The organism is Beduini sp. (genome assembly GCF_047239305.1).
GTDB lineage: Bacteria > Bacillota_I > Bacilli_A > Erysipelotrichales > Coprobacillaceae > Beduini.
Genome location: NZ_JBKTEM010000003.1, coordinates 56942 through 73801, shown reverse-complemented (window position 1 = coordinate 73801; position 16860 = coordinate 56942). Strand labels below are relative to the sequence as shown.

Genomic DNA, 16860 nt, shown 5'->3' with positions numbered 1-16860 from the left:
ATGATAAAAAAAAGAATAAAATATGGATGTGTGTGTGGAATATTGATTATGATGATCATGGGCTGTTTACATATTATTAAAAATAAAGGGGTTATTAAAAGTGGAATTGATCAAACCGAAACGGCTTCATTAAATCCCGTGATCTATAAAACTGTAGTCTGTTTAGATGCCGGACATGGCGGTGATGACGTCGGTGCGGAGTATAATGGGCGCTATGAAAAAGATGATGATTTAGCCATGACATTAGCCGTCAAAGAAGAATTGGAGAACTTAGGTGTTGAAGTGATTTTGACTCGTTCTCAGGATATCAGCATGGATAACGCTCCCAGAGCCGAGTATGCCAATCTCTATGATGCGGCACTCTTCGTCTCTATTCATCGAAATTATTATGATGGTTATGAAGCAGTAAACGGAATTGAAGCTTGGATCAATAGTCAGTTTTTAGAAGAAGATGAAGCTTTAGCGACCACCATCTTAGAAGAAATCAAAAAAGCAGTTCCTAAAAGTACGATTCGCGGAGTCAAGGGAGGTACGATTGACGGTGAAGGCAATTATACGATCAATCGTGTCGCTCAAATGCCTAGCTGTATCCTAGAATTGGGATTTATCAGTAGCCATTATGATAATAATTTACTAGATACTTATTTCAGCGATTACGCTAAAGCCATCGCTCAGGGAATTTATGCCTATACACAAACTTTAAGCATATAAAAAGGATTGAACGCATCAATCCTTTTTATAGATTATAAATCTTTTTTCCATAAACCATGAAGATTGCAATATTCATAAACAGCTACCGGTTTAGCACCGTTTAAACAAAAGCTTGCTTTTGGTTCATCATGATCTGTTAAGTAGTGGATAGTGTATCCTTTATCTGTTTCTAAAACAACCCATTCAATTAAATGTTCAGCTGTCATTGGATGTAATGTTGATCCTACCAATACATCTACATGATCTTCTTTGACTTCTACGATCGGCACATGCTTTTCTGTTGCCGCATCTGTTGTATTTGGGATTAATTCTTTCATCGGTTCACCACAGCAAAATACAGGAACCCCATGATCACTTACCTTAACGATAACATTTTTACAATGGTTACAAATATAAAATTTCATTATGTTTTCCTCCTTGATTTCATTATAGATGATTCATTCATTATTTACGAATGATTTGCTTAAAATAAAAGACCACTATTAGTATAGCTAACAGCAATCTTTTTATGACTAAATATTTTTAACGTATTCTAAATATTCATCGAATGTTCCTAAGCGGTCAATCACACCGTCTGAAGTAATTTCAATAACACGATTAGCGATTGTTTGTGTGAACTGATGATCGTGAGAAACGAATAAAACATTTTCTTTAAAATTTATTAAACCTTCATTGACTGCCTGAATAGATTCCAAATCTAAATGGTTAGTCGGTTCATCTAGGATCAATACATTGGCATTGCTCATCATCATTTTCGCAAGCATACAACGTACTTTTTCCCCTCCGGATAAGACTGAAGCTTTTTTCAATGCTTCCTCTCCGGAAAACAGCATACGTCCCAGCCATCCACGCAGATCCTGATCATATTCATTTTTCTTTGAGAACTGACGAAGCCAGTCGATCAGCGTCAAATCACATCCATCGAAATATTCTGAGTTATCTTTTGGAAAGTAAGCCTGAGATGTCGTCACTCCCCATGTGTAAGTTCCTTCATCAGGTTCCATCTCTCCCATAATAATTTTAAACAAAGTGGTATTGGCAAGCTCATCACTTCCGACAAAAGCGATCTTGTCTTTAGGATTCACGGTAAAAGAAACATTATTCAAGACTTTTCTTTCTCCGATTGTTTTAGAGATGCCTTCAACACGTAAAACAATATTTCCTACTTCTCTTTCAGGACTAAAGCCAACAAACGGATAACGTCTCAATGATGGTTTGATATCCACTACTTCCAAATTGTCCAGCAGCTTTTTACGTGATGTTGCCTGTTTAGCTTTTGATGCATTGGCAGAGAAACGTGCGATAAATTCTTCTAATTCTTTTCTTTTCGCATCTGCTTTCTTATTAATTTCCTTTGCCTGTGCCAGCATCATTTGTGAGTATTCATACCAGAAGTCATAGTTACCTACATAGAGCTGAACTTTGTGATAATCAATATCGGCAATATGGGTACAGACTTTATTCAGGAAATAACGGTCATGAGATACAACAATGACTGTATTTTCAAAGTTTAATAAAAAGTTTTCTAACCATGCCACCGATTTAATATCCAAGTGGTTCGTCGGTTCATCTAATAATAAGATATCAGGGTTTCCAAATAATGCCTGAGCCAGTAATACCTTTACTTTTTGACTTCCGTCTAATTCCGCCATTTTTACATAGTGGAATTCACTTGGCACACCTAACCCATTCAACAAGATTTCAGCATCACTTTCCGCATTCCATCCATCTAAATCCATGAAATCCGCTTCTAATTCTGCCAGCTTTAATCCATCTTCATCATTAAAGTCTTCTTTTGCGTATAAAACTTCTTTTGCCTGTTTAATATCATACAATGCTTTATTTCCCATAATCACGGTACTGACCGCATCAAAGTCATCATAGGCAAAGTGATCCTGTTTCAATACGGAAAGACGTTGTCCCGGAGTCATCGTGACATCCCCTTTATTGGGTTCGATTTCTCCTGATAATATCTTTAAGAACGTAGATTTCCCAGCGCCGTTAGCACCGATAATCCCATAACAGTTTCCTTCTGTAAATTTAACATTAACATTTTCAAATAAAACTCGACCGCCATAAGACAGCGAGACATTTTGTGCAGCTATCATTTTCTTCACTCCTTATTCACAAGTAGTTTTATTATGCCATTTTTTTGCGATGATTTCAACAAAAATTAAAGAAGTGGTTATCCCACTCCTTTATCTAACATATGTTTCATTGCGACTAAGATCATAAAAGCCAAAAGTACATTAGCTATCAACGCCCCTACAAAAGAGAAAAAGTTAATATAAAATAATAAGACGGTTATGATTTTAACCCCATAGCTGATGTATTTAAAATAAACCCATTGCTTATCAAAATCTTTAATATAGAGAAAGAATTTAATTAATGATTCTTTATTATGATAAATGATGTCACATTCATTGCGGATCGTTTCATCTAAGTAATTTCCACGATTAAACTTAATTCCACTGGCTTCTATATCTAAAGATTCATTAATTGTTTCTGTTTTTTGCTTTCTCAGCCATTCTACCAACTTACTTAAACTGTTTTCATCTTTTAATAAAACACGCTGTCCCATTGCCTCAATCATCGCATTATCATAAACATAGGGACTAAGCAAAGATAAAGCAAATGGATAGCAAGTAGTGATCATAACTAATCCGGTAATAGAAAGATGCGTATTTTTCATAAACAGCCCAGCAGCAACCAGCACTGCTCCAATCGCTAACATAGAATATGTGAAATAAAGATAATTATTTTTCTCACGGGTTTCCAAATATCCTTTTTCTACCAAACGCTTAGGACTCCAATCATAGATCTGATTGAACTGTGTTTCCGGATAGGTTTTCACAATCTTGATTGAGAGCTGACCTTCGACCACCTGATCTCCAGCAGCAATCCTGTCTCCGGCTTTTAATTCAGCCAGTTTAGTTTCACCGTGCATTAATAAACGATCAACTTTTGCTTCTCCTTCTACAATAATTCCTTCAAAGTACGAAAGATTTTTTTCTTCAAGGATTAATATATCCTCATGTTCTACTTCTTCGACTTGTTTTTCCTCAACCTCATCATCCACCTTTATTTTAACAATGCGAATCAAATTATCCACATTGCTTACCAGTAAATTGATGATTTGTCTTTCAAAACTCTTGAATGCCATTTGCAAGTACTGGAAGACAAACAGGGCGATAGCTGCATCTAACGGGCGATTAAACAGCAGTAATAAGAAAGCGCCTAATAAAATCAGATTATTTGAATTTAAGTAATCTTTAGCTTTTATCAATTCAGCCGCATGGATGACTAATCGAACTGATAATAAGCCACACATAACAATCCCGCTAAACAGGGTGACGATTGTCGGCTCTTGGCGTGTCACGATATATAAAGAAAAACTAAACAACAGCAGTGCCACATAAAGATAACGATACATCAGACGATAATCAAACGTCTGTTCCTCTATGTAGTTTTCTGTAATCTCAATGTTTTCTCCAAAAGCATCAATCACATGTCTTAGTTTTGTATAAATAAATGGATCATTTGTCTCCAAAGTCAAAATCTTTTGATTATGATCAAACTTTGCTTCTCTGATCTGTGGATCGTTTAGTAAATAAGAAGTCAAGAAGACCGCATTTTCCGAACTCTTTAAATCAGAGAATAAAAAGACTCGTTTTTCAAAAGGTTTCTCACTCTTATCATTACTTTTCTTTCTTTCGATAGCTTTAATATTCAATCGCAATTCTTCAATTACTTCGGCTAATAGGCTCATGTAATCTTTACTGTCTGTTTGGATATGTAAATCATGAGTCTGTTCTTTATATTCAATTTTACTAATATGCTCATTTGTTTCTAATTGTTGGATAAGATTATCAATAACTTCATTATTGATTTCACCAACGAGATGGATTTTTTTCATCATTTTTCTGATCACCTCTTCTTTAAAGTATATAAGAATTTTCATAATTCGCAACCTTTTTTCGTATTATACAAAAAAATGAATATCTGTATATAGTAGAAAAGCTGTGTTTTAATCATGTTTTATTATGTTTATCACAAATATTTTTAGTATTTAAAGAGGTAAAGAAAACAGCTGTTTTTTCAACTAATTGAATTATAAAAAAAAAACGGAGGGCAGATCCGTTCCCTCCAAAAGATAGGATAATATAAAGTACTCAAGGATTGCAGAGAGGTTCCCTGTGACGCTTTAAAGTTTAGAATTAAAAACAGGCTCAATAATAACGGGAGCGTTTCAACTGAAAATACTCATCAAACTTTTCTTTTGAACAAGATAAAGCATATTCTTTCCCATAAATTTTATACTGGTCTTTATGCAAGAAATGCTTTCTGATAGTGCAAGGATAAATCTTGCCGCATTCAAACAGCCTCTGTTCTTCCTTTCCAATGTTTAAAGTCAAATCTCTTTTACAGATGCATTCACAGCGTCTTCCTTCATTTGCCATAACTCTTCTCCTTAATTGGAACGATAAAAATAGACTGCACTCAAGCAAGCTGCCAAAAAGAAGCTGGCGGCTGCCACGAGCAAGGTTAATTGATCGCCAAACTGATATAAGTAGCCGGAAAAAGCTGGTCCGATCATCATTCCTAGTGAACGGGCACTATTGAATAAGCCGGATTGATCGCTGCTTGATTTTTGTCGGTTTTGCCGCATCTGATTCTGCTGCAAGGGCAGGAATAGAACACTGAACATATAATAAAGCAATGTTGAAATTAAAAACGGAACAAGTAAAGCATTAAAATAAGACGCTGAAAGCATAATTCCGCATCCACTTAATACAACGACCAATAAGCGGTTATAGCGAGACAAAAAGAAAATTAAAATAAGATTCGCTGCCAAGCTTACCGCCGCAATCGCTAATTTATAGTAACCGACTGAATCCGAAGCAAACTGATAGTGATGAATAAAATAATAATTGAGCCAATTATCATGCATAAAGTAACCAAAACATGTAAAGAAGACGCTTAACAAAAAGATTTTAAGTGGCTTCGATGCACTTTTCAGCTGGACAAATAATAATTTAAGCGGGTTATACGTTACAGGTTTAGTCTTAGTGGTAATATCAAAATGTTTATCCAATAGTAAATAAGCCAAAATTGCCGCAACGAAACTGCCGCCAATTTGAATATAAAAAGTCATCTGATAGCCATATCTTCCAAAAAAGCCGCCGACAAAATAACCGATTGCCGATCCTACTGTCTGAATAAGAGCATAAATACTCAAATAAGTGACGTTATGTGAAATGCTTAAAATATAGCTGAGTGAAGCTACCATAAGTCCACCCATGAATATTCCGGCTAAACTTCTTGCCAGCATCAGCATCCATAAATTGGTGGTTATTAAAAATAAGAATTGAGCAACACCGAAACCGGCAAAAGAAAGTATCAGCATTTTGCTGGATCCGTATCTTTGGGTTAAATCTGCCCACAATAAGCTCGTAATGAAATTAAAGAAAGCCATCAAGGCAAAAGAAAAGCCATAAATGGAACTGCCAAACTGCAGTATATTAAAAAATTCCGGCGTAACAGGATGTGCCATATTGACTAATACAGCAAAAAAACTATAAATAATATAAAAATATATGATCTTTTTCATATACTTAGTATGAATAGTTTTTACTTATTCAAACAAAAAAAATTGATGGAATTCCATCAATTTTTAAATACATTCACCATTGAACGAATCATTTCTCCGGTAGCTCCCTGAGAATCACGATGAGCAATTCCGGCTACATCTAAATGAATCCATTCTACACCTTCATCTACAAAGGCTTCTAAAAAACATGCGGCAACGCTTGCTCCGCCACCCGGACGTCCGGCACTGTTTTTAAAATCAGCACTGTCTGATTTCAGCATATCAAAATATGCCGGATCCACTGGCAGACGCCAACCTTTTTCATCACTCATTTTTAACGATTGTTCAAATTTTTCATAGAAAGCTTCACTGTTAGTGAATACTCCCGTATAAACTCCGCCAAGGGCGGTCATACAGGCTCCTGTTAGTGTCGCAATATCGATAATACGCTTTGCTCCTAAGGATTGTGCATATGTTATCGCATCACATAAAATCAGACGTCCCTCTGCGTCAGTGCTGACAATCTCAACTGTTTTTCCTGACATTGTCGTAATGACATCCTGAGGTTTATAGGCGGATCCATTTACTAAATTTTCCGTAGCCGGAACGATGCAGTAAACATTGGCTTTCATTTTATTAGCGGCAATGATTTCCATAGCACCAATAACATCAGCACCACCGCACATATCATATTTCATGCCATAGCTGTTGCCTTTTAGATTATATCCGCCGGAGTCAAACGTTAATCCTTTTCCGATCAGGGCAGTATAAGGTTCATCCCCTGCCCCATTATATTTAAGCATGATCATATAAGGTTTAAGATCGCTGCCTTTATTTACTGCCAAAATAGCGCCAGCCTTCATCTCCTCTAAATCTTTCTTATCCAAGATCTTATATTCCAAGTCGTAGCGTTCTGCCATTGCTTTGGCAATCTTAGCCATTTTCTTAGGCGTCATGATGTTTGCCGGACAATTCGCTAAGTCACGGGCATGATTGATTCCTTCCGCATAATGACGGGCTTCATCAATCACTGCTTGAACATCATGATCCGGTGCCATGATCGTAACATCCGGAATAATCTTTCCGAGACGTTCTACTTTTGTTTCACGATACGTGGCAACTAAATAAGTTTCCACAAATAACCCCGTAATTTTTTCTATATCGATCACATCTGTTACTGCCCTTTTAGCATCAAAACTGCTTGGTGTTTCCACTTGATTAGCCAAGACGGCAAAGGCATCACGCAATTTTTTAGTTGTTATTTCGTTAGAATTTCCTAAACCAATAAAAGTAATCGATTTAAATGGATACTTGCCTAAAGTAAACACCTTCGTGATCTTATTCAAGCTTTTATCTACAACCTCATTCACATCAAAACCTAATGTCTCCACCACTTTTGGACAAATAGCTTGATCTTCATAGATCGGATAAAGAATATCGCGATCACTTTCATAAATATACTGATACGCTGCTTGTTTCATTCCGTTCCCCCCTTTTATGTGTTTAATAATAACATATTTTCTAATATTTTTATATAAATTCTTATTATAAATAGTTATATTTCTATATTACCGAAGAAAGCTCCTCCTCATCTTTCAACATAATGTAAAATTTTTGTCGAGATTTAGCGTGTGTTACTTCTTTTTGAACCTTAAACCCTAACTGCTTGTATAAATGAATAGCACGCTCATTAAAACAAGCCACGCTTAGGCGAAAACGACTCACTCCAAATAATGTACCGGCAAACTTTAGCCCGCTCATCATAAAATCTCTTCCTTTGCCTTGACCGCACTGTGACGGCTCCATGCCTTGCCCAATATCCAAAGCCTCCAATACATAGGCATCCTTTTCAAGCGTTGGAATACGTGCTGAGCTTTGAAAACAAAAATACCCTAATAAAGATGAATCCTCATTTCTGTAAGAATAATAATCACCATTCATTAATTCTTGGATTGTATCTTCATCTTGTATAAAGCTATACATTCTATAAATGCCATCATATGTCCATCGGCTGATGATAATTGCTTCTTTCTTGGTCATTTTATCAATCATCTGATATGTTCTCCTTATCTGCTTTTATTTATTATAGCACAAAAAAATCGTGAGCATTATTCTCACGATTCTCTTATTTTCCAAATTCTTCCAAGATTAATTCCGGATTATTCTTTTCTGCCCAGCGAATTCCCCATTCGTTCGTAAACAGTAATAGGAAATTTCCTTTTAAATCCTGTATTTTCTTTGTATCGGATGATAAATTTAATTTATTTAAATCAATCTCTTTATTCCCTATCCAACGGATAAAGCGATAAGATAGATTCGTTCTTTCAATATCCACATTATATTCTGATTTCAAACGATGTTCCAGTACTTCAAACTGCAGCACACCGACAACTCCGACAATAATTTCTTCCATTCCTGATAAAGGGGATTGGAAGATCTGAATCGCTCCTTCTTTAGCAATCTGCTCTACCCCTTTTACAAATTGCTTACGTTTCATCGAGTCTTTGTTTCGAATGCTGGCAAAGTGTTCAGGAGCAAAGGTTGGAATCCCATCAAATTCAAATTTGTTGGAAGCTGTACATAATGTATCTCCGATTGAATAAATTCCCGGATCAAATATTCCGATTACATCTCCGGCATAGGCCTCTTCAACGGTTTCACGGTCTGAAGCCATCAATTGCTTAGACTGATTCAGCTTTACTTTCTTTTTGCCTTGAACATGATAGACTTCCATTCCTTTTTCAAATTTACCACTACAAATACGCATGAATGCCATACGGTCACGGTGCGCCTTATTCATATTCGCCTGAATTTTAAAAACAAAAGCAGAGAAATTAGGATCAAACGGATCAATCAGCTCATCTCCTGCCATTCTTGGCAATGGAGAGGTTGTCATCGCTAAGAAATGTTCTAAAAATGGTTCAACTCCAAAATTGGTTAATGCAGAACCAAAACAAACCGGTGATAACTTTCCGGCACGTACTGCATCTAAATCAAATTCTTCACTGGCTCCGTCCAACAATTCAACGTCTTCTCTTAATTTTTCACAGTGTTCTGTACCGATTATTTCCGCTAAAGTGTCATCCTGCAGCTCAATCTTGACCGTTTCTGCCATTTCCTTAGCTCCTCTTTTACCAAAAGAAAAACGAATGACCTCTTTTTTCTCACGTTCATAAACGCCCTGAAACTCTTTTCCGGAACCGATCGGCCAGTTAATAGCACAGGTCTTAATTCCTAATTCCTGCTCAATTTCTTCCATCAGTTCGTAAGGGTCTTTTGCATCACGATCCATTTTATTAATAAATGTAAAAATGGGAATATGACGCATGACACATACTTTAAATAATTTACGAGTCTGATCTTCGACTCCTTTGCTTCCGTCAATCACCATGACCGCAGAGTCTGCTGCCATCAGTGTACGATACGTATCTTCCGAGAAGTCTTGATGTCCCGGGGTATCTAAAATATTAATGCAATAGCCATTATAGTTAAATTGTAATACTGAAGAGGTCACGGAAATCCCTCTTTGTTTTTCTATTTCCATCCAATCGGAAACCGCATGACGACTGGATTGTTTTCCTTTTACCATTCCTGCCTCTTGAATCGCTCCACCATAAAGCAAAAACTTTTCTGTCAGAGTTGTCTTTCCGGCATCGGGATGGGAAATAATCGCAAATGTACGACGGCGTTCTACTTCTTTTATAAAATCTGCCATTCTTTCTCTCCTTTACTATGATTCTTTTCTATATTTATCTGTCTCACATGGGTGTTACTCCTTTTTTACCAATGTCTATCCTACTAAATTATGCCCAAGGTTGCAAGCCTCACTTTTAAAATATATGAAAAACAGTATAGTTTTTAGACTACACTGTTATGGAATCAATTTATAAATAGCTTCTGCCACACCATCATCTTCATCACTTGCGACTAGATATTTTGCTTTTTCTTTGATTTCATCAATAGCATTAGCAACAGCCACACTATTTTCAAAAAGTTCAAACATACTTAAATCATTGGCACCATCACCAATCACCATTACTTCTTCTGGGCGAATTCCCATCTTTTGGATTGCCTGCATCAGAATTGTTCCTTTTTGGGCACCGCTGTTTGTCACTTCCATATTGTTGAAAAAAGAAGATAAATAAGCAACCCCTTCTATTTTAGCGATCATAGGTCTTACTTCGTCAATTTTAGCTTTTGTTTCATCAAATCCTTCTACCTTATAAATCTCAATAGGATCTTTTAAAAACTCTGCCAAATCTTCAACATAACGCATAGTTTGAAATGGTAAATAATTCATTTTAAAATGACGTTCTGCTTCTTCATAAGTGCCACCCGCCTGCGCTACTTTTCTTTTAATGAACGCATCTTTTACACGATCAATTTCCATCGTTGTAAAAACACCCTTTGATGTATACAGCATGAAATGGAGATTTTCTCTTTTAAAGATGTCACACACCTGAATACATGCTTCTTTATCCAATAAACAAGATGTAATCACCTGCCCAAATTCATCGTAATACTGTGCACCATTAACAGCAATCACTTGACATTTAATTCCTAGTCCCTTATATACTGGCGTAATGTCCTCATAAGCTCTCCCCGATGCAATAGTAAAATGCACGCCTTTTTTGATGGCATAACGAATCGCTTCCAGATTCTTTGGTGATATCTTATGATCCTTTCCGACTAAAGTTCCATCAATATCACTTGCGATTAATTTAATCAATTCTAACACCTCTCTCTTTTCTTATTACCATATCATAAAATTAAAAGAAGAAAGGTGTTTTTCTTAAATTGAATTAAATTGATTGATAGCGTCTTTCCATTTCATCATCATTTAAACCGGTTTGGATATAATGATCCAGTTGTCCCGGTGTAAATTGATTCAGAAATCCCAATTTAATAAGATCTGTCTGATAGGTAGAAAACTGTTTTATATCCAGTTTCCGCGTATCTAAATAATGCTGCATCGACAAAATTGCTTGTGCATATTCATCTAAATAATTCTCTATATTAAATACCCGGTTATAAAAATCAAAATATTCTTCAATAAAGTCGACCAGTTCCTGCCCATCCAATTGTCTTAGAATCTTGGCCATCATGTCTTCACCTCACTCCTAATGTCATTTATATAATACTATATTTCTCATCAATATTGAATAGAAGCCAGTCATATCTTAGTATGGGACAGAGAAAAAGGATTAAACCAGGCTGTTAGAATAATCCCAATGAAATCCCAAGAAAAAGCAGCCATATTCCGACCACAACTAAAAAACTTAAACGATATTGATACACTATAGCAAGATATTCACGAATAAAAGCACTTGGCAAATAATACATTGCCGTTCGGCACCCTACTCCCTGTGCCTTTATTTTTAACTGTCTGGCATAGGTAGAGGTTCTAAAAACATGATAGTCATTTGTAACAAATATACACTTATAATTTTGACTCAGATGATCCATAATTTTTTTACTGCAGAGTAAATTTTCATAAGTAGACGTCGATTGATCTTCGACAATAATAGCCGATTCATCAATTCCTTTATCTAATAAATACTGCTTCATTGCCGCTGCCTCCGACAAGTCCTCATCTTCGCCCTGACCTCCGGAAACAATGATTTTTGCTCTCCTTCCACCTTTTTCATAGACCGAAATCCCCTTATCTAAACGCAGTGCCAATAAACGAGAAACACGATGTCCGTCAAGCAAGCCGGCCCCATGAATGATGACATAGTCACAGCGGCTGTTTTTAGGCAGAATACGATAAATCATGGAATATAAGAGAAAAGCAGTAAATATAAATGCCGCATACAGCATCATTAAAATACAAAAAATCAAGAAACTTAATATAAACATAGAAAGATCATAACGGGTAATCGCTATAAAAATGATTCCCATGAAAACAAAGATACCGATTCCAAAATAGGCGGAAAGCAGATTCATCGGATGCAGTCCTTCTTTTTTTACCATCACAATGCCATTGCCAATCAGTCCGATCGCTAAAATGAATAAGCAAAGTGGTGAAGCAGCAAAAACAAAAAGACGAATTAGCAATATGATCCATTCATTATGACGATAAGTGATTGCCAATCCTAAAAAACAAAACATTAGGGTCAGCAATAAATAGATGCCATTACGAAATCGGCGTAATTCTTTTGACATTGACAACATAAAGCAAATCGCAAAAAAGCCTCCCAGCAGCCACCATATCATAGCCTCCCCTCCTTTGTTACAAGTATAACATAGGAATCTTTCAATTTGTGCAAAAATACATGTCCCACTTCCATTCATGGTATAGTCTAAAGGGGTGATAAAATGAAAAAAGTAGAGTTAACGACATACAATCCAAACTGGATAAAGCAATTTGAATCTGAGCGAATGATCTTCTTTGAATTATTAAAAGAAGAATTGATCAATATTTTCCACATTGGCAGTACATCCATTCCGAATATGTGGGCAAAGCCAATCGTTGATTTATTAATTGAAGTCAAAGAGATCACAAATATTGATCATTATCAAAAAGAATTTGAAGATCTGGGTTATACGTATTACGGCGAATATGGAATCCCTAACCGCCGCTATCTGGAAAAAGAAATCGAAGGTCTCCCACAATATCATATTCATATTTTTCAATACGGCGACCCGGAAATTAAAAAGCATCTTGATTTTAAACGTTATGTAATGGAACATCATGATGCCTTCATAGCCTATCGTGACATCAAAATAGAAGGGGCAAATAACTTTAAGGATAACCGTGAAAAATATCAGGAATATAAATCAAACGTCATTCAGGAGATTGATGAAAAAGCAGCCGCTCTTTACCAAAATTCTTTAACACCGATGCGTAAAACAAAAAAATTATTAACTTACCAGCAATGTGTGGATATTTTATCTGCCAAGACACATTATGGAACCTTATCTTTTTATACAGATCTTCCTTATTTATTGCCGCTCAATCACCTGTATCATGACCATACGCTTTACTTTCATTCGGGAATGAGCGGATATAAGCAAAAGGGACTCCATCAACCTGTATGTTTTAATGTAGTTCATGATTTAGGCATCAATGAAGCTGCAACGACTAATAACTTTGAAAGTGTCATGGTCTATGGCATTCTTGAAGAAGAAATTGAAAATCGGGAATTGATCTTAAATAAACTGATTGACCGCTATACACCAAGCCGTCAAGACTATAAAGCCAGCATTCCATTAAACAAAGGATGCCGTGTTTTTAAAGTAAAAATTCAATACATGGCAGGTAAAAAACATTTTCATTAAAAAATTGTTGATTTTTAATTCGGACCATGATAATATAAGGTGGTCCGATAAAATGGCCTGTTGGAGAAACGGTTAACTCACATGCCTTTCACGCATGCATTCACGGGTTCGAATCCCGTACAGGTCACCATTTTTTAGGGGCATAATATAATGGTAGTATCACAGTCTCCAAAACTGTTCGTTCGGGTTCAAATCCTGATGCCCCTGCCATTAAAAAAAATATTGAGAGCGAAAGCTCTTTTTTTGTTTTATATTATTTATTTTCAAAACCATTCGATATAAAGGCTTATCATCTTTTCTCAATCCCAGAAAGATTCATTGATATTCATTCAAACATTCAGGTCACAGTATAATGAGGAAAAATAAGTGATCGATCAATGTGTACAATAATGAAACTAAGAGAAGTTACAGCAGGAAATTTATGCGTTATTTTGATTAGTTGCTGTATACATGACACAGTGATTCAATGTATAAAATCCTGATCTGAAGAATTTTTTTGTTTGTCTTAAAATTTCAGCATATTTATTTTTCTTACATTTAAAACTTAAAAATGACTGTTTATCAAAAACAGAAAACATCACTTCTTAAAATGAGCGATGTTTCTTATATAACTGTCTATGCATGAATTTTTTTATTACACATTCATTCTATTTTTTAAAACCGTTGATGAGCTTAACCTTACCCGTAGAATAATATACCGCTACTTGACAGCAGCCACAGACAGGACATTGAAAATAATATGCCTTAAATTTACCGCTCTCTTCATAAAATACTTCGTAACTCATGATATTCTCGCCGCACTTACATTCAAACTTCATTCTCTTACCTCCTAATACCATTAAATTCAATATTAGTTTAAAATGAAGCATTTGTAAACATATGTATAATGACTTCAAGCAAATCTGCTTATGCCACCTGCTTTATTATTATATGTTTTGTCTGTAGCTCTTGAATATAGTTATTATAAATATTAAGCGCCTGATTAATATGATATTCAAAAACTTCCGGATATTTATCACGATTTAGTGTTTCCAATACCTCCAATTCTAATAATAAGCGTTCTGACATTTGGTAATGAGTTTTCAATTCATCTACGTATTTGCGTTTTTTCTTCAATAAAAATTCATTGTCATAAAGTATAAGTTCCATTTCAATATTTTTTAATACATTATGAATTTCCGCAGAATTTATGACCTCATGATTTTTTATAGCCATAATACAGGCATCCGTCTGATTCCACAATTGTATCGTTGTTTCATCGAGCCGCTTAATCGTTGAATAGGGAAAAATCAAAGCATTAACAAGAAACGATAAAAAAGCACCGATTGCTGTATCTAAGGTACGATGGAAGCCGTAGAAAAGAGGTGTTTTATCTGTATGCACCATAATTGCCACCAGTACAATACCACCTATCGTAATAGAACCTTTTAATCCTGTCGCATTGCAGACTTGAATAAGAATGACCATGCCAAGCCCGCACAGGAGTGGGTTGCCGCGATCAATATACGATAAAGCAATGCCTATACACGCCCCAAAGAAAGTACCCACAATTCTATTTCTTCCCATTTTTAAAGAATTGCCCATTGTTTTATCCATTGAAATAATGGCAGTCATTGCGATAAAAAAAGGATATTCCAAATCTAATATTTTTGCCACGATAATGGACAACGTTACTGCAATAGCTGTTTTTATTGTTCTAAGACCTATCTTGTTCATAATATCACCGTCAAAGAGTATACCATTTTTAAAGATAAAAAAACAGCCGAAATGTCGTGTTGTCCCCTTCATCTTCTTATACTTTTCTTTTCTCATCATTTCTCACCTATCTTTTTATTATGTAGAATGAAAAACGCTGTAATCTTTACATTTTTTAAGGTTAGCTGTATTATAAACATACATAATTCATTCGAAATTAAAAATCAGAGGAGAAAATCATGCTGGAAAAATATGCGGAGGCACTGATCCGTTTACCCCAAAAAGATAAATACGAAAAAACAGATTTACTTATCCCGACATTTAAATTAGATACTGAAAAATCACTCGATATTTATTATGCCCCTCATAATGAAATGGTTAATTTAGAAGCAAAAATATTTATTGTTGGCATTACACCCGGATGGAATCAGATGAATCGTGCCTATCAGACGGCAAGAACCGGGTTGATCGAGCAATGGGATTATGAAATGATTAAAAGGGAATGCAAAAAAGCTGCCAGATTTGCCGGCAGTATGCGTAATAATCTGATTGATATGCTGGATCAACTACAGCTGCAAAAAGCATTGGCTATCCCTTCATGTGCACAGCTTTTTCGTGATTATGATGGTTTGCTTCATACAACCTCACTAGTTCCCTACCCTGTATTTAATAAAGGCAAAAATTATACAGGAACACACCCCTCTATTTTGGATTCTGCATTACTCACTCGTTATGTACAGACATACTTTTATAAAGAAGTGCAGCTATTTTCAGATGTTCTGATTATTCCTTTAGGCAAAGCAGTAGAAGAGGTGCTACTGAAATTGATTGAGGAAGGTTATTTAACGTCTCAGCAATGCCTGCTGGGATTTCCTCATCCATCAGGAGCAAACGGACATCGTCAAAAACAGTTTCTTCAAGAAAAGGAACAGTTGAAAGCTAAAATTAAATCATTTTTTAAATTACCTACTTGATATTGAATCGTATCAAGTTTTTTATTGTTTATAACGCTATAATTTGAACTTTATTTTCACAATTAAAAGATGACCAAATAAAAAGTATGAACTTTATGTACAAGATTCCTGATTTTTAATACAATCGATTTTACTTATTATAGACCGAAACCGCTTTCACTACTCGCGCGTAAAAGTTAATAAGTGTCGATAAGTAATAAATAAAAAAGGAGAGTAAAAATGAACTTTTTGGAAGAAAAGCTTATACCTTTGGCATCTAAAATCGGATCGCAGCGTCATTTAGTTGCGATCAGAGATACTTTTGTGGTGATCATGCCGTTAATAAAGGTTCCATCAATATGATGACAATCTTACTTGTTGTTACCTTGGGGTTTAGTATGGCTAAAGGGCTTGAAGGAGATGGTATCGCCACTTCCGTCGTTGCTTTATGCCTTCTTAGCGACAGGCGGTTTCTCTATCCTTATCCATAATGAAGTCAAAGGGGCTATCTGTGTTTCCGGTTTAGAACATACCCAAAACCACGATCTGATTATTCAGGCTTTAGAAGCGTACCTTTATCCAAAACAAGATTAACCTGGTAGTCACTCTATCAGGTTTTTGCTATAATGA

At 35.6% G+C, this 16860-nt stretch carries 18 protein-coding genes and 2 tRNA genes; 7 read left to right on the top strand and 13 right to left on the bottom strand.

The annotated features are described in order from the left end of the window. Positions 1–711, top strand: coding sequence for an N-acetylmuramoyl-L-alanine amidase family protein (locus ACLRVU_RS06660; RefSeq protein WP_412891250.1), 711 nt, complete (start codon positions 1–3; stop codon positions 709–711). Between the two features lie 32 nt (positions 712–743). On the opposite strand, the gene ACLRVU_RS06655 is transcribed toward ACLRVU_RS06660, so the two are convergent. The 11 genes from ACLRVU_RS06655 to ACLRVU_RS06605 all read right to left on the bottom strand — a co-directional run bounded on the left by ACLRVU_RS06655 (position 744) and on the right by ACLRVU_RS06605 (position 12517). Then, entirely contained in the window at positions 744–1115 is a 372-nt protein-coding gene (locus ACLRVU_RS06655; RefSeq protein WP_412891249.1) for a desulfoferrodoxin family protein, read from the bottom strand. A 108-nt stretch (positions 1116–1223) separates the two neighbouring features. After that, on the bottom strand, positions 1224–2819 hold the full coding sequence (locus ACLRVU_RS06650; protein ID WP_147550566.1) for an ABC-F family ATP-binding cassette domain-containing protein: 1596 nt from the start codon (positions 2817–2819) through the stop codon (positions 1224–1226). A 77-nt stretch (positions 2820–2896) separates the two neighbouring features. Then, a complete protein-coding gene (locus ACLRVU_RS06645) occupies positions 2897–4630 on the bottom strand; it encodes a hypothetical protein (protein WP_412891248.1) in 1734 nt (577 codons plus the stop codon). Positions 4631–4940: 310 nt separating this feature from the next. Continuing rightward, the gene (locus tag ACLRVU_RS06640; protein WP_412891247.1) at positions 4941–5171 is read right to left on the bottom strand and encodes a hypothetical protein; all 231 of its coding nucleotides are present in this window, start codon (positions 5169–5171) and stop codon (positions 4941–4943) included. A gap of 11 nt (positions 5172–5182) precedes the next feature. Next, complete coding sequence (locus ACLRVU_RS06635; protein ID WP_412891246.1) at positions 5183–6322, bottom strand: MFS transporter; 1140 nt, start codon at positions 6320–6322, stop codon at positions 5183–5185. A gap of 56 nt (positions 6323–6378) precedes the next feature. Beyond that, complete coding sequence (locus tag ACLRVU_RS06630; RefSeq protein WP_412891245.1) at positions 6379–7782, bottom strand: M17 family metallopeptidase; 1404 nt, start codon at positions 7780–7782, stop codon at positions 6379–6381. An 82-nt stretch (positions 7783–7864) separates the two neighbouring features. Next, the gene (locus ACLRVU_RS06625; protein ID WP_412891244.1) at positions 7865–8353 is read right to left on the bottom strand and encodes a GNAT family N-acetyltransferase; all 489 of its coding nucleotides are present in this window, start codon (positions 8351–8353) and stop codon (positions 7865–7867) included. Between the two features lie 73 nt (positions 8354–8426). Next, positions 8427–10016, bottom strand: a complete 1590-nt coding sequence (locus ACLRVU_RS06620) for a peptide chain release factor 3 (RefSeq protein ID WP_412891243.1) — start codon at positions 10014–10016, stop codon at positions 8427–8429. A 156-nt stretch (positions 10017–10172) separates the two neighbouring features. Then, positions 10173–11030, bottom strand: coding sequence for an HAD family hydrolase (locus tag ACLRVU_RS06615; RefSeq protein ID WP_412842672.1), 858 nt, complete (start codon positions 11028–11030; stop codon positions 10173–10175). 73 nt (positions 11031–11103) lie between these two features. After that, positions 11104–11403 carry a hypothetical protein gene (locus tag ACLRVU_RS06610; protein WP_412891242.1) on the bottom strand — a complete coding sequence of 100 codons (300 nt, stop codon included), beginning with the start codon at positions 11401–11403 and terminating at the stop codon, positions 11104–11106. Between the two features lie 115 nt (positions 11404–11518). Beyond that, complete coding sequence (locus ACLRVU_RS06605; RefSeq protein WP_412891241.1) at positions 11519–12517, bottom strand: YdcF family protein; 999 nt, start codon at positions 12515–12517, stop codon at positions 11519–11521. 102 nt (positions 12518–12619) lie between these two features. Here ACLRVU_RS06605 and ACLRVU_RS06600 point away from each other — a divergent pair, with 102 nt between their 5' ends. The 3 genes from ACLRVU_RS06600 to ACLRVU_RS06590 all read left to right on the top strand — a co-directional run bounded on the left by ACLRVU_RS06600 (position 12620) and on the right by ACLRVU_RS06590 (position 13792). Further along, positions 12620–13582 carry a GrpB family protein gene (locus ACLRVU_RS06600; RefSeq protein ID WP_412891240.1) on the top strand — a complete coding sequence of 321 codons (963 nt, stop codon included), beginning with the start codon at positions 12620–12622 and terminating at the stop codon, positions 13580–13582. 54 nt (positions 13583–13636) lie between these two features. After that, positions 13637–13712, top strand: a tRNA-Glu gene (locus tag ACLRVU_RS06595). 6 nt (positions 13713–13718) lie between these two features. Then, positions 13719–13792: transfer RNA gene (locus ACLRVU_RS06590), tRNA-Trp, on the top strand. Between the two features lie 437 nt (positions 13793–14229). Here ACLRVU_RS06590 and ACLRVU_RS06585 read toward each other — a convergent pair. Next, the gene (locus tag ACLRVU_RS06585; RefSeq protein WP_412891239.1) at positions 14230–14400 is read right to left on the bottom strand and encodes a hypothetical protein; all 171 of its coding nucleotides are present in this window, start codon (positions 14398–14400) and stop codon (positions 14230–14232) included. 88 nt (positions 14401–14488) lie between these two features. Continuing rightward, a complete protein-coding gene (locus ACLRVU_RS06580; RefSeq protein WP_412891238.1) occupies positions 14489–15394 on the bottom strand; it encodes an FUSC family protein in 906 nt (301 codons plus the stop codon). 122 nt (positions 15395–15516) lie between these two features. Here ACLRVU_RS06580 and ACLRVU_RS06575 point away from each other — a divergent pair, with 122 nt between their 5' ends. From ACLRVU_RS06575 to ACLRVU_RS06565, 3 genes are all read left to right on the top strand, one after another. Beyond that, entirely contained in the window at positions 15517–16251 is a 735-nt protein-coding gene (locus ACLRVU_RS06575; protein ID WP_412891237.1) for a hypothetical protein, read from the top strand. 219 nt (positions 16252–16470) lie between these two features. Then, positions 16471–16593 (top strand): hypothetical protein, encoded by a 123-nt coding sequence (locus ACLRVU_RS06570; protein ID WP_412891236.1) that lies wholly within the window; start codon positions 16471–16473, stop codon positions 16591–16593. 57 nt (positions 16594–16650) lie between these two features. Continuing rightward, on the top strand, positions 16651–16824 hold the full coding sequence (locus ACLRVU_RS06565; RefSeq protein ID WP_412891235.1) for a heme-binding protein: 174 nt from the start codon (positions 16651–16653) through the stop codon (positions 16822–16824). The last annotated feature ends 36 nt before the right edge of the window (positions 16825–16860 follow it).